Origin of the sequence: Verrucosispora sp. WMMA2121 (genome assembly GCF_027460185.1) — a bacterium.
Taxonomy (GTDB): Bacteria; Actinomycetota; Actinomycetes; order Mycobacteriales; family Micromonosporaceae; genus Micromonospora; species Micromonospora palythoicola.
This window is the reverse complement of the sequence record NZ_JAPZBH010000006.1, coordinates 4,212,833-4,234,231: the sequence shown is the minus strand read 5'-3', so window position 1 is coordinate 4,234,231 and position 21,399 is coordinate 4,212,833. Positions and strand designations below refer to the sequence as shown.

Below are 21,399 nucleotides of genomic sequence, written 5' to 3'. Positions count from 1 at the left end.
GTCACGCAGGGTGCACTTCGTCGTACGCTGCCTTGACGGTTGACGGACAGGAGGCAGAGGTGGCCGAGACGACGCTGACCGGGACGACGGTGGCGCAGGTGATGGCGGAGCTGGCCGAGCTCGCAGACCCGAGGACACGCGAGGCCAACGAGCGGCACGGTGACGATCACGGGGTGAATCTCAGCACGTTGCGTGCCCTCGCGAAGCGGCTGAAGACCCGGCAGGATCTCGCGGAGCAGCTGTGGCAGACGGGCGACACCGCGGCGCGACTCCTGGCGATCCTGGTCTGCCGCCCGAAGGCGTTCGAGCGCGACCAGTTGGACACCATGCTGCGCGAGGCGCGTCGACCCAAGGTGCACGACTGGCTGGTGAACTACGTGGTGCGGAAGAGCCCGCACAGCGAGCAGTTGCGCCGGGCGTGGTTGGCCGATCCGGATCCGGTCGTCGCCAGCGCCGGATGGGCGTTGACCACCGACCGGGTGGCCGCGAAACCCGAGGGCCTCGACCTCACCGCGCTGCTCGACGCCATCGAGGCGGAGATGGGGGACGCCCCGGAGCGCCTGCAGTGGGCGATGAACCACTGCCTGGCGCAGATCGGGATCGAGCATGCCGGGCACCGCGCCCGCGCGATCGACATCGGGGAACGTCTGGGCGTGCTCAAGGACTATCCGACCTCACCGGGCTGCACCTCTCCGTACGCGCCCACCTGGATCGCCGAGATGGTGCGCCGACAGCACGAGGCCGAGACCGACCAGCGCGAGCGCGCCGTCGAGGCGACCACTTAGGATGGTCGGCGGCGTCGGCCGCAGGATGTGGAGCAGGTGCGGCGGCACGCCGACCGAACCCGCTACGACGTCGGGCCGCCCGCGGTACGGCGTACGGCCCGAGCGGTTCGGCCGACCGTGATCCGGTGTGGACGAGGAGACGAGCTGTGGCGAACGAAGAGGTGGCACCCGCTGGGGTCGACATGAGCGTGCCGAGCATTGCCCGGGTGTACGACTACATGCTCGGCGGCAAGGACAACTTCGCGGTGGACCGCGCCGTCGCCGAGCACGCGCTCCGGATCACCCCGGACGGCCCGCAGGCGGGCCAGGCGAATCGGGCCTTCCTGCGTCGGGCGGTGCGCTTCCTCACCGAGCAGGGCATCGGCCAGTTCCTCGATCTCGGTTCCGGTCTGCCCACCCAGGGCAATGTGCACCAGGTGGCCCTGCGCCACGACCCGCAGGCGCGGGTGGTCTACATCGACAACGACCCGATCGTGCTGGCGCACGGTCGGGCGCTGCTGGCCGACGCCGGAACCGCGACGGTGGTCCAGGCAGACATCCGGTCGCCGGAGGCCATCCTGGAACACCCGGAGGTCCGCAGGTTCCTGGATCTGGACCGCCCCGTCGGGCTGTTGCTCTTCGCGATTCTGCACCACCTCACGGACGACGAGGACCCGAAGGCGGTGGCGACGAGGTTGATCGACGCCCTGCCGTCGGGCAGCTACGTCACGATCTCCCACTTCCGTGATCCCGGTGACCGGCACCCCGACGCCTCACGCAAGGCGCGGGAGGTCGAACGCATCTTCAACGAGTCCCTCGGCACCGGTCGTTGGCGTACCGACGAGGAGATCCTCTCCTTCGTCGAGGGCCTGGAACTGCTGGAACCGGGCCTGGTCCCGGTGGCCGCGTGGCGACCGGACCCGGATGAGACCGCGCCGGAGCAGAGCGACACCTACCACACCTTCGTCGGACTCGTCGCGCGCAAGCCGTGATGCCGCGCTCGGGCCTCCTCCGGGTGTCCGCGTCGACGACCGCCGCCGACCCGGGTGCCGTCACCGCCACACGGTGACCTGACCGGCCACCAGTGCCTTCTGCCCTTCGAACGTGCGGTAGGCCGCCGGGTCGGTCAGGTGGTGGCGGGCCGCGAGGCGGCGGTACGAGAACCGGACCACGGTTCCCTCGACGCTGAGCAACTGCGGCGGAGTCGCCTCCACGGGCTGCCGGGTCAGCACGAGCAGGCTGCGGTCGGCCAGGTCGACGTCCCGCACGACGAGCGCCCGCTCGTCGACGACCCGATCCACGGCCGCGGTCACGGTCAGCGCGTCACCCACGTCGACCTGGGCGAGGGTGTTCGGCGGGCTGGTGCCGGTGGATGGTGGTGGTGGTTCCGCCTCCGGCTCGGGGGCGCAGCCGGTGACGGCGAGCACGGCTGCCAGCGCGGTGGCGAGCGCTGCGTGCCGGACGCCGTACGGAACGTCGCTCATGTCGTCGCCTCCTCGAAACGGTGCCTCTGCTCAGAGATGCCCCGCGGGATGACGAGCGCCGCGCGAACGTGTGACGGTCGCATGACATCCCGAGTCGACCTCCTTCAATCGATTGACCAGGGGTTTTCCCGCCTCCGGACGGGGGTAGCGCGTTAGTCGACAGGGGCGGTGACCGGACAGGATCCGCCGACCGGACACCCCGGCTGGGGTGCGCGACCGGAGCGGGAGGTTGTGCTCGTGCGATGCCTGCAGCGGCGTTACCGGCTCGACGAACCGGTTGGCCGGGGCGGCATGGCCACCGTCTGGCGCGGCTACGACCTGCGCCTGCAGCGCACCGTCGCGGTGAAGCTGCTGTCGGCACCGTTGCTGGGCGACCCCGCCGCCCGCGACCGCATCCGCCGCGAGGCGCTGGCCGCGGCACGGCTCGACCACCCCGGCGTCGCCCGGGTCTACGACTACGGTGAGCAGCGGCATCTGACCCGGACTCCCACCCCTTTCCTGGTGATGGAGTTCGTCGCCGGATCGACGCTGGCCGCCCGCCTCCGGGCCGCCGGTGCGTTGCCGCCGGACGAGACGCTGCGGATCGGTCAGCAGGTGGCGGCGGCCCTCGCCGCCGCGCATGAGCAGGGCATCGTGCACCGGGACGTCAAGCCCGGAAACATCATGCTGACCGAGAGTGGCGTGAAGGTGGTCGACTTCGGCATCGCGGTCGGCGCGGGCGACGACCCGGCGGAGCCGGACGGGCAGCTCTGGGGCACCCCCAGCTACCTGCCGCCGGAGTTGACCGCCGGAGCGGAGGCGGTACCGGCGGGCGACGTGTTCGCGCTCGGCGTCGTCCTCACCGAGTGCCTCGCCGGGCAGGCACCACAGCGGTCCCCGCACGAACCGGTGTCCGTCCCCACCGTCGAGGGACTGTCCGCCTCGCATGTGCAGCTGATCGGTCGATGCCTGGCGGCCGACCCGGACCGGCGTCCGGAAGCGGCCGACCTCGCCGAGGCGCTGACCGGTGCGACTCTGGCCGTGCGGCCCGCGCCGGGCGCGGTGGCCAGCCGGGTAGCCGTACCCACCCACACGGTCGCCGGCCCCACCAGGCCGGCCGACGGACCTGCCCGGCGGTCGGCGGTCGTCCGGCGGCGGCGCGGGCTGCTGTTCGCCGCCCCCGCCGCCGCGGCGGCCGCGCTGGCCGGGATCCTGCCCGGACTGCTCGCCGCCGAGGAAGGCTCGGCCGACCCACCCGCCGCCGAGGCCGGCTGCACCGTGCAGTACCGGGCACAGCAGGCGGCCGACGGACGCTTCCTGGCGCGGATCAGCGTGACGGGAACCGGGCAAACCGGGACCGGGCAGCGGGCGCTGAGCTTCACCCTGCCGGCCAGTCAGCGCCTTCTCGACGTGCGCGGCGCTGCCTGGACGCACGACGAGCAGCGGGTCACCCTCCGGTTGAACGCGCCGGCGGAACCGGGTACGGACGCGACGGCGACCCTGCACGGCCGGGTGGAGTCCGGTGGGCACGAGACACCGGAGCGGTTCAGCCTGGCGGGCGTCGCCTGCGAACATGCCGACACCCACGTCCGGACAGCGGTGCTGGCTTCCGCGTCGGCCGAGCCGGCGGCATCGACGGAGGAGACCTCCCGGGTCCGATCGGGTACGCCGGAACGGGACCGCCCGGCTCCGGACGGCGGCGGCGGCGGATCGGGTCGACCCGAGGCTCAGCCGTCGGACGTACCGTCGGCGACGCCGTCGGGCACGCCGACCACCTCAGCACCGGCCACCTCCGCACCGGCCACCTCCGCTCCGCCGCCCACGCCGCGCCCGTCGGCGACCGCCAGCCCCACGGTCAGCCCCACAGCCAGCCCTTCGGCGACGTCGAGTCCGGCGGCGACGGAGCGGCCGTCCACCCCGCCTCCGCCGGACCCGACCCCACCACCGACCACGGAACCCGCCCTGACCACGACTCCCACCCCCACGCAGACGTCTCCCACCACCTCGGTGACCTCCACCACGTCGGCGGCGGACGAGGGCGGCGGCACCGACGACACGAACTCCTGATCAACCACAAAACTTGATTGATTCCAGAAGAGTCGAGTAGGTTCGTCGGCATGACGGCCGACTTCGAGGCGCAGCTGCGGGCGGTCTCGTTGCGTGTGACGCGGCCCCGGCTGGCGGTGCTCGCGGCACTGCGCGACCACCCGCACGTCGACACCGACACCGTGATCCGGCTGGTCCGTGCCGATCACCCCACCGTGTCCCACCAAGCGATCTACGATGTGCTGCGGGCGCTCACCGACGCCGGTCTGGTGCGGCGCATCCAGCCCACCGGGGCGATCGCCCGCTACGAGTCCCGGGTGGGAGACAACCACCATCATGTCGTCTGCCGCTCCTGCGGTGTGATCGCCGACGTGGACTGCGCCGTCGGCTACGCCCCCTGTCTGACCGCCTCCGACGACCACGGGTTCGCGGTCGACGAGGCGGAGGTCGTCTACTGGGGCACCTGCCCCGACTGCGCGACCGCACGCACCACAAGTGAACCGCCAGGTCGGAAGGAAGCACATTGAGCAACGCAGAGCACGACGCCCCGTCCAGCGCCCAGGGCGTGGACGCCAAGGCGGCGGCCGGCTGCCCGGTCGCGCACGACTCGGTGACCGCCCACGGAAGCGAGAGCGAGAACCCGGCGATCGACTCGCCGACCCCGAAGACCGGCGGTCGCCCGCGGACGAACCGGGACTGGTGGCCCAACCAACTGGACCTCTCGGTGCTGCACGCCCACTCGTCGAAGGGCAACCCGCTGGGGGAGGACTTCAGCTACGCCAAGGAGTTCGCCAAGCTCGACGTCGAGGCGCTCAAGCGGGACATCACCGAGGTCCTCACCACCTCCCAGGACTGGTGGCCGGCCGACTTCGGGCACTACGGCGGCCTCATGATCCGGATGAGCTGGCACGCCGCGGGCACCTACCGCATCGAGGACGGACGCGGTGGCGCCGGTGACGGCGGTCAGCGCTTCGCCCCGCTCAACAGCTGGCCGGACAACGCCAACCTGGACAAGGCCCGCCGCCTGCTGTGGCCGGTGAAGCAGAAGTACGGCCAGCAGATCTCCTGGGCCGACCTGCTCGTGCTCGCCGGCAACGTGGCGCTGGAGTCGATGGGCTTCAAGACCTTCGGATTCGGCTTCGGCCGCGAGGACGTCTGGGAGCCCGAGGAGATCTTCTGGGGTCCGGAGGACACCTGGCTCGGTGACGAGCGCTACGTCTCCGAGAAGCAGATGTCGCAGGGCGTCGGTGCGACCGAGATGGGGCTGATCTACGTCAACCCCGAGGGCCCGCGTGGCAACGCGGACCCGCTCGCGGCGGCGCACTTCATCCGGGAGACCTTCGCCCGGATGGCGATGAACGACGAGGAGACCGTCGCGCTGATCGCCGGTGGGCACACCTTCGGCAAGACCCACGGCGCCGGTGTCGCGGACAACCACGTGGGTCCGGAGCCCGAGGGTGCGCCGCTGGAGTCGCAGGGCCTGGGCTGGCTGAGCACGTACGGCAGTGGCAAGGGCGCCGACACCATCACCAGCGGCCTCGAGGTCACCTGGACCGACCGGCCGACGCAGTGGAGCAACCGCTTCTTCGAGATCCTCTTCGGCTACGAGTGGGAACTCACCACCAGCCCCGGTGGCGCCAAGCAGTGGGTCGCCAAGGACGCCGAGGCGATCATCCCGGACGCCCACGACCCGTCGAAGAAGCACAAGCCCACGATGCTCACGACCGACCTGTCGCTGCGCGTCGACCCGGCGTACGAGAAGATCTCCCGCCGGTTCCTGGAGAACCCGGACGAGTTCGCGCTGGCCTTCGCCAAGGCGTGGTTCAAGCTGCTGCACCGCGACATGGGCCCGGTCAGCCGGTTCCTCGGACCGTGGGTGCCGGAGCCCCAGCTGTGGCAGGACCCGGTGCCGGCCGTCGACCACGAGCTGGTCGGTGACGCCGACATCGCGGCGCTGAAGGCGAAGGTCCTGGAGTCCGGCCTGACCACCGCCCAGCTGGTCAGCACCGCCTGGGCCTCGGCCGCGAGCTTCCGGTACACCGACAAGCGCGGCGGCGCCAACGGCGCCCGGATCCGCCTCGAACCGCAGCGCAGCTGGGAGGTCAACCAGCCGGAGCAGCTCGCGACGGTGCTGAGCGTCCTCGAAGGCATCCAGCAGGAGTTCAACGCGGCGGGCGGGGCGAAGATCTCCCTCGCCGACCTGATCGTGCTGGCCGGTTCGGCCGCCGTGGAGAAGGCCGCGCGTGACGCCGGGGTCGAGATCACGGTCCCGTTCCACCCGGGCCGCACCGACGCCAGCCAGGAGCAGACCGACATCGAGTCGTTCCGGGTCCTGGAGCCGCGCGCCGACGGGTTCCGCAACTACCTGCGTCCGGGCGAGAAGACCCAGCCGGAGGTGCTGCTGATCGACCGGGCGTACATGCTGAACCTGACCGCGCCCGAGATGACCGTCCTGATCGGCGGCCTGCGGTCCCTCGGTGCCAACGTCGGCGACAGCCGGCACGGCGTGCTCACCGACCGGCCCGGCGTGCTCACCAACGACTTCTTCCGCAACCTGCTCTCCCCGGGCACGCGCTGGAAGGCGTCGGAGAACCAGGAGCACGCGTACGAGATCCGTGACGTGACCACCGACCAGGTGAAGTGGACCGCGACCGCGGTCGACCTCATCTTCGGCTCCAACTCCCAGCTCCGGGCGCTCGCCGAGGTCTACGCCAGCGACGACGCCCGTGGCAAGTTCGTGGCCGACTTCGTGGCCGCCTGGACCAAGGTGATGGAACTGGACCGGTTCGACCTCGCCTGATCCGACATCCGCACGACGAGCCCCGGGCGATCAGCAACGGTCGCCCGGGGCTCGCCCCAGCTGAGGTCCGAGGGCCGCGTCAGCCCTTGAGGCCCGTGTGGGCCAGACCCTCGATGAACTGCCGTTGCGCGATCACGAAGATCACCAGGATGGGGATGGCGGTCATCGACGCCGCTGACAGCTGCACGTCCCACATCGGCCCACCGTAGGCGTCGACGAACTGGGTCAGCGCCTGCGGCAGGGTGAACTTCTCCGGTGTGGAGAGGAAGACGATCGGCTCCAGGTAGAGATTCCAGCTGTGCAGGAAGGTGAAGATCGCCACCGCGCCGAGCGCCGGACGGGCCAGCGGCAACGCGATGCGCCAGAAGGTGGCGAAGCGGCCCAGCCCGTCCACCCGCGCCGCCTCCTCCAACTCGGCGGGAAGGGTGATGAAGAACTGCCGCATGATGAAGGTGGCCAGCACGCTCGGCGCGCCGAGGATCGGCACCAGGATCAGCGGCCAGTGGGTGTCCACCATGCCCCACGAGTTGAACATGCGGAACAGCGGGACGATCGTCACCTCGCTGGGGATGAGCAGCCCGACCAGCACCACCACGAACAGCACCTGCTGACCCCAAAAGCGGATCCGGGCGAAGGCGTACCCGGCCAGCGACGAGACCGCCAGTGTGCCGATGGTGACCACGGCCGCGATGTACCCGCTGTTGAGGTACTGCTGCGCGAACGGTTGCAGCTCGAAGACCCGCCGGTACGCGGAGAGGCTGGCCTCGGTCGGGATGAGCGACGGTGGGAAGGCGAAGATGTCGCCTACCGGTTTCACCGAAGAGGTGACCATCCACCAGGTGGGGAAGACGAACGGCAGGGCCAGCAGGCAGAGCGCGCCGTAGAGCGCGACCTTGGCCCGTGCGGAGAGCCTACTGTTCATGGAAGACCCACTTCCTGCGCATCCGCCACTGCACGACGGTGAGCACCAGCACGATCAGGAAGAGCAGCACCGACAGCGTGGCCCCGTAGCCGAACTGGTGGAACTGGAAGGCCCGCTGGTACAGGTAGTAGACGAGCACCGTGGTGGAGGTGCCCGGCCCGCCCTGGGTGAGCACGGCGATCTGGGCGAACACCTGCAACGACCCGACCACCGTGATGATCGAGGTGAGCAGGATGGTCGGGCTGATCAGCGGCACGGTGATCCGCCGGAACCGGGTCCAGGCGTTGGCGCCCTCGACCCGGGCCGCCTCGTACAGCTCCGCCGGCACGCCCTGGAGGGCGGCCAGGAACAGCACCATGTTCAGGCCGACGTTCTTGACCACCTGCACCACGATCACCGACAGCAGTGCCGTCCAGTCGCCACGCAGCCAGTTCGGCCCGTCCACGCCGGCCACACCCAACGCCCCGTTGACACCGCCGTTGTCCTGGAGCAGGAACCCCCACACGATCGTCCAGGCGACCAGCGAGACGACCACCGGGGAGAAGAACAACGTCCGGAACACGACGGTGCCGCGTAGCCGCTGGTTGAGCAGCACCGCGAGGAGCAGGGCCAGGCTGAGGTTGAACGCCACCAGGCCGACCGAGAACAGCGCGGTGACCCGCAGCACCGACGGCAGGTTCGGGTCGTCGGCCATGGCCTGGTAGTTGCCCGCGCCGACGAACTCGAAGGTGCCGGCGAGCACGTTCCACTCGTGCAGGCTGTACCAGACGACCAACCCGAGCGGAATCAGCACGAACAGCACCGAGCCGGCGAGTTGCGGTGCGACGAAGAGCAGCCCGGCGAGTTGGTCGCGGCGGCGGGTCGTCCACCAGCCGCGCCGCCGACGCGGGGTGCCCGAGCCGGGGGCGGACCGGCCACCGGCCCGCCCCACGGTGTCCCTGGTCAGGACCGACATGACAGTGTTCCTACTTCGCCAGCAGCGGGTTGATCGCGGTGCAGACGCCGTCGAGTACGCCCCGCACGTCCGCGTCCGGCCGCCACAGCGGGTCCAGCGCGGCCCGGACCGCCTGGTTCAGCTCGGCCTGGCCGGTGTGGCTGGGCTTGACCACCCCGTCGGCGATTCCGTCGATGACCACCTCCTGCAACTGCTCCGGGCTCAGCAGCGGGTTGGTCTTGGCGAGGGTCTCGGCGGTGAGCAGCGAGGTACGCGGCGGCGGGAAGAACTGCGCCAGCTTCGCCGAGTTGGCCGGGTTGGTCAGGTACGCCAGGAAGTCGGTGGCAGCCTCGGCGTTGCGGCCCTGCTTGAGCACACCCATACCGCCCTGGCCGATCACCGCGTACTCGCCCTTCGGTCCGGCGGGCAGCGGCACCAGGTCCCAGCCGAACTTCTGCCCCTCCAGCAGGGACGCGCGGGAGATCTGGGTGATGGTCATGCCGGCGTCGCCGGCGAAGAAGTCGGCGGTGGTACCCGGGCCCGGCAGCGCCTTGTCGACGAAGATTCCCCGGTGCAGGACGGTCATCGCCTCGACCATTTCGGCCGAGTTGAAGCCGCAGGTGCGGCCGTCCTCGCTCCACGCCTGCGCACCCCAACCGGTCCAGACGGTGGACAGGAAGTCCCAACCCTTGTAGTCGAAGTCGCGGACCACCAGACCTGCCTTGCCGGTCTCCGCCTGCACCGCCTTCGCCGTGGTCAGCGCGTTCTGCCAGGTCCACTGGCCGGCGGCGATCAGCTCGGCGGGGCGCTGCGCGCCGGCGGACTTCACCAGGTCGGTGTTGACGAACACCCCGAACGGGGAGGTGGAGAAGGGGTACGCGTACAGCTTGCCGTCGGCCTGCCACAGCTTCGTCGCGGCCGGGGCGAGCTCGTCGAAGCCGTACCCCTCGGTGCCCTTGAGGGTGTCGTCAAGCGGCACCAGCGCGCCGGAGGTGACGAAGTCGGGCGCGGAGTTCTCCAGCACCCAGGCCAGGTCGGGCGGGTTGCCGCCGGCGATCTGGGTGGTCAGGGTGGTGGTGTAGCTCTCGAACGGGATCGGGTCGAAGGTGATCCCGGCGATGTCCGGATTCGTCGCGGTGTACTCGGCGGCGATCTCGTTGAACAGCTTCAGGTGGGCCTCGTTCGCCGACCAGGTGGTCATCCGCAGCGTGACCGGGCCGTCGGACTCGGCGGAGTCGCCGCCGCAGGCGGTCAGGCCGAGCAGCGCGGTGAGCGCGACGACGGCCGTCAACCGGTTCCTCATCAGGTTATGTCCTTCCTCAGTAGCCGGCGATGTCGGGCCAGCGCAGCTCGACACCGGAATCGGCGAGGCGGTTCTGGAAGTCGGCCAGCAGGCCGGGGGTGTAGCGCACCGCGCGGGGGGTGACCCGCCTGGCCAGGCAGAAGTCCGCGAGCAGGCCGGCGACCTCGCCGACGTTCCACTCCACGGGGTGCAGGCGGTAGGAGCCGTTGGTGATGTGCGTGGTGCCGATGTTCTTGCCGGCGGGCAGCAGGTTCTCCACCCGGCGGGGAATCAGGGCGCCGAGCGGGATCTCGAAGGGGCAGGAGGCCACGTCGATGTAGTTGTCGCCGCCGGTGGAGGGGTGCAGGTCGATGCGGTACATGCCGACCCCGACCGAGTCGGCGTAGCTGACCGCGCCCTTGTCGCCCCGGATCTCCAGGGAGAGGTCCTGCTCGACGACGGTGTACTCGGCGCGGATGCGGCGCGACTCCCGGATGTAGGGCGCCTGGGCCAGCCCGCTGTGGGTGACGTCGCCACCGGTGGCGGCGGTGCCGTTGCCGGTGACGTCGCCGCGCAGCCGCAGGCTGGGAAAGCCGGTGCCGCCGTCGGCGCGGGGGGCCTCGGTCTGCAGCCAGTAGAGCACCGACAGGGACAGTTCCCGGGCCGCCCCGATCCGCGCGTCCGGATCGGGTACGTCGATCACCGGCTGCTCGAAGTAGTCGAGCATCGGCCAGTTGACCAGGCAGATGTCGCTGTCGTACGCGCCGGGGGCGAAGTTGCGCCGGGCGGCGATCCGGCGGAATGTCCACAGGTTCCCGTCGCCGGGGTTGACCCGCTGGTCGGCCTGGACCAGCCACGGGTCGTCGTCCGGGTTGGGGGTGAAGCTGCGTTCGGAGATCGCCAGGGTGCGCGGGTTGGGGGAGCGGAACGACAGCATCCGGTCGCCCCAGAACGGCGGCCGGTACGCCCGCCAGAAGTCGTACGCCGCCGGCCTGTCGATGGTGTGGTCACCGTCGACGTGGTCGACCGCGAAGCACACCGACACCGCCTGCATGTTCGTCGGCTGAGCCTGCTCCGGCGCGCTCGGTTCGCCGGTGTCGGCCCGGGACTCGAAGCCGGTGACGTACTCGGTGCCGGTCAACGGCAGCAACTCGCCGGTCTCGGTGGCGTCCAGCACGTACGGCGCGGTCAGGTGCACCCGCTCGCCGGTGCGCCGGTGCGCCACAGTGACACCGGTGACCCGGTCGCCGTCGGTGTCGGCGGCCACCGGCCGGTACGGCTGGAGCACCCGCAGCCGCCCGGATCCCCGGTACGGCCCCAGCATGCCCTCCAGCACCGCCACCGCGACCCGGGGTTCGTGGCAGAGCCGGCTGACGTGCCCGGCCCCGGGGTTGAGCGCGGTGGTGCGCCGAGCCCGGTCGGTCAGCGGATACCAGCGCCGGTAGTGCTCCCGGATGCCGTCCCGCAGCGCCCGGTAGCTGGCGGTGACGCCGAAGTGCTCCACCCAGGAGTGCTCGTCCGGCGGGACGGCCTGGCTGGTGAGTTGCCCGCCGAGCCAGTCGTACTCCTCGGTCAGCAGCACGCTGCGGCCGGCGCGCAGCGCGGCCAGGGCGGCGGCCACGCCGCCGAGCCCACCGCCGACGATCAGTACTTCGGCCTGCATCTCGGGCACGGTCGGTCCTCTCATGGAACGGTCCAGGGGTCGCCCGGCGGGGCGACCGGGGTGAGCTGGTCAGTGCCGGGGCGGCAGGAGGGTGACGCCGTCGACCGGCTGGCACGGCAGCAGCCGCTGGGTCACCGTGCCGGCAACCCCGGCGAGCAGCCCGGTGAGCACCTCGACGGCCTGCCAACCCATCTCGCGGCGGGGAATCCGGAAGCCGGTGAACTCCCGGTCGCTGGTGGTCGGCCGGGTCGGGTCGCCCAGGGCGAGGATGGACAGGTCGGCGGGCACGGTCCGGCCGCGCTCGGCGGCGACGGTGGCCAGCGCGACACCGTCGGCGTACTCCTCGACCACCACGGCGGTGACTCCGGCGTCGAGCAGCGCGTCGAGCAGGTCGGCGGGGGAGCGGTCGGTGGTTTCGTGCCGGGTCGGCAGCCCGGCCGCGTCGAGGGCGGCCCGGTACCCGGCGAACCGGTCGGTGTGCGATTCCGGGCCGGCGCCCTGGCCGAGGTACGCCAGCCTGGTGTGGCCGGCGTCGAGGGCACGCCGGACCACGTCGGCGGTGGCGGCGGCGTAGTCCGCGCCGACGTACGGCACCGGTCCGCCCGCGTCGTCGCGTCGGCCGACGGAGACGAACGGGTGCCCTTCGGCGACCAGCCGGCCCAGCTCGTCGCGGTCCAGCGAGCGACCGAGCAGGACGCAGCCGTCGGCCAGCCGAAGCCGGTTGTCGTCGTGGAAGATTCGCCGCCGGCCGTCGGTGACCGGGGCGCTGGTGAGCAGCAGCAGGTCGCAGCCGAGGCGCTCGGCGGACTCCTCGATACCGACCAGGAACGGGTGGTAGAAGTCGCCGGTGCCGGCCGGGAAGACCGGCTCGTAGGTGAAGACGCCGAGGATCCGGTTGTGCCGGGCGGCGAGCCGCCGGGCCACCGGGTCGGCGACGTACCCGGTGGCCCGGATGGCGCCCAGCACCCGTTCCCGGGTCTCCGGGGCGATCCGGACGCTGCCGTCGTCGCGGCCGTTGAGCACCAGCGAGACCGTCGCCTGGCTGACGCCGGTCATCCGGGCGATGTCCTGCTGGGTCACCCGCCTGCGCGATCCGGTCACTTTCCGTGTCCAATCGTTTCTGCGCTAATACGCATTAGCTACGTTGGTGTGAAATCCTGCGACCCGCCACCGCCTGCCGTCAACCCCTTGTCGTCGGAAATCTCTCCGGATAATCGTCGTGATAATTCGTATTAGCGCCTTGACTCGGCTCGTCGCCGACCGCAGACTCATCGATCACAAGGCTTGCTCCCTCATGGAGCCCGATATCACGCACGGTCACCGGCAGTCGTTGCGGCGACCGGAGTCCACGCCTGCCACCCCACCCGTTCCGCCGCGTTCCAGCCGGCAGCGACGGTCCCGCACCATCCCAGCTCCGCCATCGACGAGCGTCCTACTCACGATCGGAGACCCGCATGCACGAGCGGTCCGTACCCCGACCCGCCCCGGTGACCCGCCGTGGCCTGCTGCGCGGAGCCGCCCTCATCGGCACCGCCACGGCCGCCGGTACCGCGCTCGGCGGCACCCTCGCCGCCGCTCCCGCCCTCGCCGGCCCGGCCGGTTTCCCCAGCTACCGGTACGTCCGCGACGCGTTCGCCGGGCCGCTGCGCTACAACCCCACCGGTGAGACGATCTTTCCCTGCGTACGCGGGGTCTACGACAAGATCTCCGGCGCTCGGGGGCGGTACTACCTCTACTACGCCCCGCACGACGCGCCCGGCGGCATCTGCCTGGCCTACGCCGACCGGCTCGAAGGCCCCTACACCGAGCACCCCGCCAACCCGATCGTCGACCGGGTGCTGCCCACCACCACGGTCAGCCACGTCTCCTCACCGCACGTGGTGTGGAACGCCTCCACCAGGGAGTTCTTTCTCTACTTCCACGGGGAGAACTTCACCACCCGGGTGGCCCGCTCCCGCGACGGCATCACCTTCACCGACGAGACGCCGATCCTGAGCACCCGGCTGGTGCCGAACACCACCGAGACCTCGTACGCCCGGGTCTTCGAACACACCGTCGCCGGGAAGAACAACAAGTACGTCATGCTCTTCATGGGCGCGCACACCGTCGGCCCCGGCACCCGCAAGATCTTCTGGGGATGGTCACCCAATGGCTGGGACCAGTGGCAGTTCGCCCCGAACCCGCTGATCTCGCCGGCCGGCGACGGGCTGACCGACATCTCCAGCCCGCACCTGCTCAAACGCAACGGCACCAGCTACGTCGCCTACCACGGCAACGATGGACGGATCCGGCTCACCGAGGTCGGCAACAACTTCGACCGGGAGGTGCACCTCGGGGTCTTCCACGCCCCGATCGCCTCCGACAACGGTCGGGTCGCCGCGCCGGCCTTCGGCACCGACGGTGGCGTCTCGTACATGATCTACGAGGCCGGCCCTCGGCTGGACGCCCGCATCTGCATCGCCCGCGCCGTCTGAGCGGTGCGCGGAGGTCGCCCCGTACCGGTGGTCCTGGCCCGTTGCCGGACGGTCACCACCGCCGGACGGTGACGAAACCGGCGAGCGCCGCGGCGGCGACGAAGGTGACGACCACGGCTGACGCCTGACCCAGGGTGGCGCCACCACCCTGGGTCGGCTCCGTGCCGCCGGCCGCCGCGTCCGGCGGCGCGGCAGGCACCTGCGGCTGCTCGGCGAGCACGGCGTTGGTCGCGATCAACCGGGGTGCCGGATGCTCACTGTCGGCGGTGATGTCGATCCAGTCGTACGAACCACCGTCGGCGCACCGCTGTAGTACCGGGAAGGTGAGGGTGTCCCCGGCCCGGGCCACGATCCGGGTGGTCACGCCCACCTCGGCGGTCTCCCGGCCGGGTCCGGTGAAGGTGACTCGCTGACCGGCGACCGTGGCGGTCCAGCCCTCCGGTGGCACGGTGCCGGACGCGGTCACCCCGTCCGGCAGGGCGACGACCAGTTCGGTGGTTGGGGAGTCGTCGCAGCTGTGGTCGAAGCTGAACGTCAGCGTTGTCGTACCGTCACCGTTCGGCTGCGCGCTCGCGACCTCGACATGGGCGGCGGCAGGTACGGCGCCGAGCACCAGGTACCCGATGGAGCCGGCCACCACCAGGCCCGCCATCCCGATCCATCGCCGTGGGCTCATCGCACGTCCACCGTGAACCGGGCGATCGGATTCTCGTACTTCGAGGTCCGCACGCTGGCCTGCACCACCCACGAGCCGGCGAGGGGCAGGTCGACGACGGCCTCGTACCGGCCCGGGCCGGTCGTGGCCAACGTCCGCTCCAGCGGGCCGATGTCCATCGCCGGCAGCAGGACCGTCAGCGTCGGGTCCGCCACCGGGACCACGGGTTGACCGGCGGCGTCGACGAGTTCGAGCTCCATCGCGTTCACTCCTACCTCTCCGGGGGTGAACCGGGCGACCGCGCGACCGGAGCCGAGCGGCGCCTCCACCACGATCGGACCGGCAGTGGCTTGCGGCGCCGACCGGGGCGTGGGCTCGGTGACCGGGCTCTGTGTGACCAGGAATCCGGTGGCGATGACGACACCGACCAACAGCGCCGCCTCCACCCGGACGGTACGACGCAGCAGCCGCCACGCCACGGCGGGGCCGTCGTCAGAATCGGCGGCGACGACGCGGGGAACCAGGCGGAACCGGTTGTGGGCGGCGACGACGAGGACCACGACGGTGAGCGCGACCTTGGTGAGCAGGGCCAGACCGTACGAGGTGGCCCACAGTGCCTCCCAGGACCGCAGGATGCGCCACGCGAGCAGCAGGCCGGCGGCACCGAGCAGGCCGACCAGGACGGCGGCGGTGCGGGAGAACGCGGACACCGTCCGGACCGCCGCGCCCGCCCTCAGGTCGGCCGACCGGCTCAGCGTCCAGGGCAGCGCCACCAACCCGGCGAGCCACACCCCGGCGGTGCTGACGTGCAGGATGTCGGCCGGAACGACGAGCCAGGCCGGGCCGTAGGTGCGGGTGTGCCCGACCAGGACGACCGCCCCCCAGGCAAGGGCGACACCGGCGAAGGCCAGGGCGGTCAGCGCGGCGCGGCGGGCCGGCTGGCCGACAGCGATGGCGGCGTCCACGTCCGTCCTCGCCTCGGTGGCCGCACTCTCCGGCAGCGGGGGTGTCCCGACCGCGCCGGACTCCGGCAGTGGTGTCGCGGCGGTTGTGCGCCCCTGGGCTGTCGGCGTCGCGGCGGCTGCGGCGGCGGGCTCGGGATGCGCCCTTATCCCGGCGGCTGCGGCGGCGGACTGCCGGATCGCCGGTGCGCCAACCGTCGCCGTGGCCCACAGCGCGGCGCCCAGCCCGAGGACGACCAGCACCGAACTCAGTGCCTCCTCCGACCGTAGACCGGTCAGCCACTGGGCCGCGTCGACGATGCCGGTCAGCCCGCGCCCGTCCTGCCAGGCGGGGACGGCCGGCACCAGCACCAGCCGGGCAAGCACGGTCAGGCCCGCCGACCAGCCGGCGAGCCGCAGCAGCCGACGTCGCAGCACCGGTGCCTCCGCGCGGAGCAGGACGAGGAGGAAGACCAGCAGGCCCGCACCGACCAGCAGGCCCAGATAGGCCGCCGCCTCGGCCCCTTGGCGCAGCAGATCCAGTGCGCGGGTCGGACGACTCTCCGGTACCGCTACCGCCGCACTGCTCGGCGCTCCGACGGCGAAACTGAACCCGCCGGACACGGGATGGCTGTCCGCCGAGATCACCCGGAACGCGACGATGTAGGTGCCACCGGCGAGGTCCGGTGGGACGGTCAGGACCACCGTGGTGTCCACCGACCGGCTGTCGGTGGACAGTTCCTCGCCGGCCGCGTCGAGCAGCCTGACCCCACCCGCACGCACCGTCACCGGTTCGTTGAAGGTCAGCGTGACCTCGGCCGGGGCGGTCGTCAGCACCGCTCCGTCGGCCGGGTCGGTGCCCACCAGCACCGCATGAGCGGCCGCCGGTGCTGCCGGGGCAACGGCAGCCAGCAGGCCGAGCAGGGCGGCGAGCGCGGCGGCACACGCCCGCCGCGCCCACCCACCCGGCACCGATCGCGCTGCCGCCCGGGTGCCGCGCGATCTCACCCGCAAGGTCGTCCGCCCGTCAGCCGGCCTTGCGGGTACGCAGCAGCGCCAGCCCGCCGGCCACCAGGCCCAGGGCACCGAGCACCAGGGCGATCCAACCGACGACACCGGTGCCGCCAGCCGGCTCCTCGGTGGTCTGCGACACCGGCTGCACGGCCGCCTCCTCGGCGTCGGCGTCGGCCTTCGCGGTCAGCACGAACGTCGGTGCCGGGTGCTCCAGCTCATCGGCGTCCTGACCGGCGGCGGGCATCTCCACCCACGGCGTCTCGCCCTGCTCGCAGGTCTGCACGGCCGGGAAGGCCAGCGTCTCGCCGGCAGCGTCCGGCAGTTTCAACGACAGCTCGAAGGTGTCCCGCAGGTCGGCCGGCAGCGGCGTCTTCGCGGTGTAGACCACCTCGGTGACCCGCTGCGTGATCTCGTTGCCGTGGCTGTCCTTGACCGGCGGGTTCAGCTCGGCCATCACCTTCTGCACGGTCCAGTTCGAGTTGATCGTCGGGGTGACCGAGACGATCTGCTCCGGGATCTTGATGGACACCTTCGTGGTGGCCGACGTGTCGCAGCCGTGCGGCACACCGAACGTCAGGACGGTGTAGGAACCCGCGGTGGTGACCGACGGGCTGACCGTGACGTGCGCGGCGGCCGGTGCTCCGGTGAGCGCCACCGCCGTGGCGGTGAAGACTCCGAGGGCGCCGGCCTGCGCGAGCCTGCGACGTCTGAGAACCATCATTGCAACAACCTTTCCGGAGGGTGGTCCGCGACCTGCGCGGCACGTCACGGTCAAGTGGTCGGTCGCGGGTCGTCCGAAGTTCCCGACCACGCCCACTTTTTCGCGATTCGGGCGACGCTCGTGCCCGGCAGGGCGTGCCGAGTCGGGTCGCCTCCGGGCCGGCCGGATCGCGGACAGGCCGGTGGCGGCCACCGCCCTCAGCGGGCAGTGGCCGCCACCGGAACCACCTCACCGGCCACGGCGGCATGTCCGCCGCCGTGGCCCGGCCGGGCATCACAGGTTGGCGCAGTATCCGATGCTGAAGGTGCTGGCGCCGGCGGCCAGGGTCCGGTTCCAGTCGACTCCCCGGATCCGGTAGCTGCCGTCGGTCAGCCGCTCCCGCTTGAAGTTCCAGGCGGTGTAGATGTCACCCTCCAGATCGACCACCGCGGTCCACTCGACGGGCTTGTCGCGGTTGTTGGTGGCGGTGATGGTGGCGCAGTAGCCGCCGCCGCTGTCGGAGTTCCAGCGGGCGATCCGCTCCATCGCGATCTCCACGTTGGAGCCGGCGACCAGCCGGCCCACGCCCCAGCGGGCGGTGGTCTGGTAGCCCTCGCCGTTCTGCTCGGCCCAGTTGCGGATCGACGTGCGTGCGCCGTCGGCGGCGTCGTTGACCTGGAAGTCCAGGCCGTGGAACGTGCCGAGACCACCGTATTCGAGCAGGCTGATCGCCGCCTCGACGGTGTAGCCGGTCTCGGTACGCACGGCCGCGCTCTCCAGCCGCCCGGCCTGGAACGCCTCGTCACCGGTGCCGAACGACACGACGTTGTCGGCGTTGATCCGGATCTGGGTGTCGTCGTAGCGGAACGGACCGTTCTTGGCGTTGCCGGCATCGACGTAGATCTCGACCGAGTCCTGGGTCCACGGGTCGGAGCCGGAGACGTCCACGACCGGGTCGGTGACCTCGGCCAGCACGTACAGCGTCTGGCCTCGCCACAGGGTACGAACGTTCGCGGTCGCGCCGTCGGTGCCGGAGACCTGCTTGGCGGTGGTGACCGACGTGGCCTGGGCCCAGCCGGCATCCACGGTGCCGTCGATGACCGGCGCGGTGCCGGCCTCCCGTACCTCCAGGTACGACAGCTCCTCCACCAGGTTCAGGGTGCCCACGGCGCCCGGGGTGTTCCAGCCGGAGGTGGTGCCGTCGTCGGTCACCCGTACGTCGAAGGTGCGGGTCTGCCCCTCGGCGGCGTCGGCCAGCGGCAGGTGGGCGACCAGGTGGTAGCCACCGTCCCGCTCGGTTGCCACGGCCGGCACGTCGCCGTCGCCGTCGCGGGCGACCCGGTACGTCTCGTCGCCCAGGGCGAAGGTGACCTGGTCGTCGTCGGAGACCGAGGCGTCGTCGACCGTGACGTACGCGGTCAGGTGGTCCGGTGCCCAGCGCAGCTGGAACCGGGCCGTGTCCTCGATCGGGTGCAGGGGCAGCTTGCGCCAGGTCAGGTCCTTCGGTGCGGCGGCCGTGAGGGCCACGTCACCGGCGAAGACGTTTGCCGTGCGCAGACGTGCCGGCAGGTCGCCGTCCACCGCCCCGTAGTAGGCCGGCTTGGCCCGCAGGTTGTCGTCGAACAGCAGCGGCGCGTTGGCCGACCGCCACGACCGGCCGTCGGTGAGCCCCCACACGGTGACGGCGAACAGGTCGTCGGTGTGCTCCCGGAAGATCCGGAAGGCGTCCCGGTAGAAGTAACCCTGCTCGATCAGCCGTGCCTGGGTCACCGGGGTGCCGGTGGTGACGTCGAGTTCGGTGACGGCCTGGGTCAGCGGCAGGTCGGCGAAGGTGTCCAGGGTGGCCGCCAGGCTGCTGACCGGTGTGGCCAGCGACACGTGGAACTGGTGACCCACCCCGTCGATCGGCACGTCCCGGTCGACCAGCCGCTGCACCAGCGCCCGGTAGCGGGCCTGCTTGCCGCTCTGCTCGGTGTTGTAGTCGTTGATGAACAGGGTGACCGGGTCGCTGCCGGGTACGGCGTGAACGTCGTTGAACGCCTCGTGCGCGTACTCGAACGACAGGTCGATGAAGCTCTCGCCGAGGATCCGGTACCACTCGCTGCGGCGCAGGCCGTCGGCGTACTCACCGCTGTCGCTGATGACCTCGTTGACGACGTCCCAGGCGTACAACGGGTTGGTGGGGGAGCCGAACAGGCCGTAGCGGTCGGACAGTGACTCGGCGACGTCGAAGATGTGGGTCCGCAGCCGGTCGCGCAGCACCTGCTGGTCTGCCGCGGACGTGGTCAGCGGCTGGCCGTCGGCGTCCTGGAAGAACCAGGCCGGGGTCTGGCTGTGCCAGACCAGCACGTGACCGTAGACGCGCAGGTCGTTGTCGCGGGCGAAGTCCAGCACCGCGAGCGCCTGCTCGTGCGGTCGGAAGGTGCGCTCGTCGTCGTACCAGGCCTCGGGCTTCATGTGGTTCTCGTGCGTGACCTGGTTGAAGTGCCGGTTCAGCAGTTCGGCGGTGCCGCCGACGGTCTCCCGAGCGTCGATGGCCACACCGACCGGGAAGTCGGTGGTCTCGTGGATCGGGGTGAGGTCCTCGATGACCGGTGGCTCCGGCACCCGGACGACGATGTCGTCGACCAGGAAGTCGCTGGTGTTGCCGGCCACGTCCGCGCCCTGCCAGCGGGTCTCGAAGTAGAGCAGCGCCTCGTCCGAGGCGGGCATGGTGAACCGGGCGCTGACCTCGGTCCAGCCCGTGTTGGTGATGGACTCGAACTGGGCGAGGGTGCTGAACGACTGGCTGCCGCCGGCGGTGCTGGCCAGGCTGAGCCAGATCTGGTCGGTCGGCTGGCCGTCGGCGAACCGCAGCCAGGCGTTGAACTCGTAGGTGACGCCCGCCTCGAACAGGCCGGCCACGTCACGTCCGAGCCCGGCACCCTGGTTGACCCGGTCGGTGACCAGCGCCGCGGCCGTACCGCCGTGCGCGACGTCGCTGATCTCGACGGTCGGGGCGCCGGGTCCGCTGTCGCGGGGGCCCCAGCCGTCCAGCCCGTCCTCGAAGTCGGTGTCGATGACGACCGTGCCGGGCTCAGGTCCGCCCGGTTCGCCGTCGGGCCCGGTGATCAGCACGTCGTCCAGGAGGAACGGGGTGCTCTCCGCCGCCTCCACGTAGAGGGTGGCGGCGCTGAGCCCGTCGGGCAACGTGTACGTGCCGCCGATCTGCGCCCAGCCGTCGGCGGTGGTGGGGACGTCCCCGCCGATCCAGGTGTAGGTGTTGTCGCCACCGTCGGCGGGGGTCGCCTCGACGGTGAAGTGCACGCCGGCGGTGCCTTCGGTGCCGGCCGGAAGCTTCACCCAGGCGGTGACCGAGTACTGCGTACCGGGACGGAACAGTGCCGTCGCGCTCGTCGCCGGGCCCTGCCAGTTCGCCGTGCGGCCGGTGACCGACAGGCTGCTGTCGCTCTCGTGGCCCTCGTCGGCGATGGCGAGGGCGATGTCGCCGCGCGGTCCCCACGGGGCGTACGAGCCGGACTCGAAGTCGTTGGCGAGGACGACCTCGGCGGCGGCCGCTGGTGCGGGTGCCACGGCGAACGCGGTGACGAGCGCGGCCGAGCAGAGCAGGGCGATGGTCCGGGATCGGCGTCGTGATCGACGGGAGAGGTTCCAGATATTCATCGAAATCCCTCTATAGAATATCGGTGCTGGTGGGGTGTGTCTGACGTGGCCCTTCGGACGGATTTAAGCGCGTGCATG

16 protein-coding genes are annotated in these 21,399 nt (G+C 71.3%); 6 read left to right on the top strand and 10 right to left on the bottom strand.

Annotation, left to right across the window (positions count from 1 at the left end; genetic code table 11):
- Window positions 1-59: 59 nt before the first annotated feature.
- The gene (locus tag O7605_RS27990; protein ID WP_269741954.1) at window positions 60-785 is read left to right on the top strand and encodes a DNA alkylation repair protein; all 726 of its coding nucleotides are present in this window, start codon (window positions 60-62) and stop codon (window positions 783-785) included.
- 146 nt (window positions 786-931) lie between these two features.
- Window positions 932-1,756, top strand: coding sequence for an SAM-dependent methyltransferase (locus O7605_RS27985; RefSeq protein ID WP_269741952.1), 825 nt, complete (start codon window positions 932-934; stop codon window positions 1,754-1,756).
- Between the two features lie 60 nt (window positions 1,757-1,816).
- Here the strand turns inward: O7605_RS27985 and O7605_RS27980 are convergent, their stop codons facing one another.
- On the bottom strand, window positions 1,817-2,248 hold the full coding sequence (locus O7605_RS27980; RefSeq protein WP_269741951.1) for a hypothetical protein: 432 nt from the start codon (window positions 2,246-2,248) through the stop codon (window positions 1,817-1,819).
- A 237-nt stretch (window positions 2,249-2,485) separates the two neighbouring features.
- Between O7605_RS27980 and O7605_RS27975 the strand changes: the two genes are divergently transcribed.
- The 3 genes from O7605_RS27975 to katG are packed head-to-tail and all read left to right on the top strand — an operon-like array spanning window position 2,486 to window position 7,073.
- Complete coding sequence (locus tag O7605_RS27975) at window positions 2,486-4,294, top strand: serine/threonine-protein kinase (protein WP_269741950.1); 1,809 nt, start codon at window positions 2,486-2,488, stop codon at window positions 4,292-4,294.
- Window positions 4,295-4,344: 50 nt separating this feature from the next.
- Window positions 4,345-4,800: a Fur family transcriptional regulator gene (locus O7605_RS27970; protein ID WP_269741949.1), complete on the top strand. Its 456-nt coding sequence runs from the start codon at window positions 4,345-4,347 to the stop codon at window positions 4,798-4,800.
- Window positions 4,797-7,073 (top strand): catalase/peroxidase HPI, encoded by a 2,277-nt coding sequence (katG, locus tag O7605_RS27965; protein WP_269741948.1) that lies wholly within the window; start codon window positions 4,797-4,799, stop codon window positions 7,071-7,073. The genes O7605_RS27970 and katG overlap by 4 nt, the downstream gene beginning before the upstream one ends.
- A gap of 79 nt (window positions 7,074-7,152) precedes the next feature.
- Here katG and O7605_RS27960 read toward each other — a convergent pair whose 3' ends face one another.
- From O7605_RS27960 to O7605_RS27940, 5 genes are all read right to left on the bottom strand, one after another.
- Complete coding sequence (locus O7605_RS27960) at window positions 7,153-7,995, bottom strand: carbohydrate ABC transporter permease (protein WP_269741947.1); 843 nt, start codon at window positions 7,993-7,995, stop codon at window positions 7,153-7,155.
- Window positions 7,985-8,950 (bottom strand): carbohydrate ABC transporter permease, encoded by a 966-nt coding sequence (locus O7605_RS27955; protein ID WP_269741946.1) that lies wholly within the window; start codon window positions 8,948-8,950, stop codon window positions 7,985-7,987. The genes O7605_RS27960 and O7605_RS27955 overlap by 11 nt, the downstream gene beginning before the upstream one ends.
- Window positions 8,951-8,960: 10 nt before the next feature.
- Window positions 8,961-10,232 (bottom strand): ABC transporter substrate-binding protein, encoded by a 1,272-nt coding sequence (locus O7605_RS27950; protein ID WP_269741945.1) that lies wholly within the window; start codon window positions 10,230-10,232, stop codon window positions 8,961-8,963.
- Between the two features lie 16 nt (window positions 10,233-10,248).
- Complete coding sequence (locus O7605_RS27945; protein WP_269741944.1) at window positions 10,249-11,874, bottom strand: FAD-dependent oxidoreductase; 1,626 nt, start codon at window positions 11,872-11,874, stop codon at window positions 10,249-10,251.
- 69 nt (window positions 11,875-11,943) lie between these two features.
- A complete protein-coding gene (locus O7605_RS27940; protein ID WP_269741943.1) occupies window positions 11,944-12,954 on the bottom strand; it encodes a LacI family DNA-binding transcriptional regulator in 1,011 nt (336 codons plus the stop codon).
- Between the two features lie 374 nt (window positions 12,955-13,328).
- On the opposite strand from O7605_RS27940, the gene O7605_RS27935 reads away from it, so the two are divergent.
- A complete protein-coding gene (locus O7605_RS27935; RefSeq protein WP_269741942.1) occupies window positions 13,329-14,348 on the top strand; it encodes a hypothetical protein in 1,020 nt (339 codons plus the stop codon).
- A 52-nt stretch (window positions 14,349-14,400) separates the two neighbouring features.
- Here the strand turns inward: O7605_RS27935 and O7605_RS27930 are convergent, their stop codons facing one another.
- From O7605_RS27930 to O7605_RS27915, 4 genes are all read right to left on the bottom strand, one after another.
- Window positions 14,401-15,024, bottom strand: coding sequence for a DUF1775 domain-containing protein (locus tag O7605_RS27930; protein WP_164449125.1), 624 nt, complete (start codon window positions 15,022-15,024; stop codon window positions 14,401-14,403).
- Window positions 15,021-16,952 carry a copper resistance CopC/CopD family protein gene (locus tag O7605_RS27925; protein ID WP_269741941.1) on the bottom strand — a complete coding sequence of 644 codons (1,932 nt, stop codon included), beginning with the start codon at window positions 16,950-16,952 and terminating at the stop codon, window positions 15,021-15,023. Before O7605_RS27925 ends, O7605_RS27930 begins: the two co-directional genes overlap by 4 nt.
- Window positions 16,953-16,971: 19 nt before the next feature.
- Window positions 16,972-17,679: a YcnI family copper-binding membrane protein gene (locus O7605_RS27920; protein WP_269741940.1), complete on the bottom strand. Its 708-nt coding sequence runs from the start codon at window positions 17,677-17,679 to the stop codon at window positions 16,972-16,974.
- Between the two features lie 273 nt (window positions 17,680-17,952).
- Window positions 17,953-21,321, bottom strand: coding sequence for an endo-1,4-beta-xylanase (locus O7605_RS27915; protein ID WP_269741939.1), 3,369 nt, complete (start codon window positions 21,319-21,321; stop codon window positions 17,953-17,955).
- Between the last annotated feature and the right edge of the window lie 78 nt (window positions 21,322-21,399).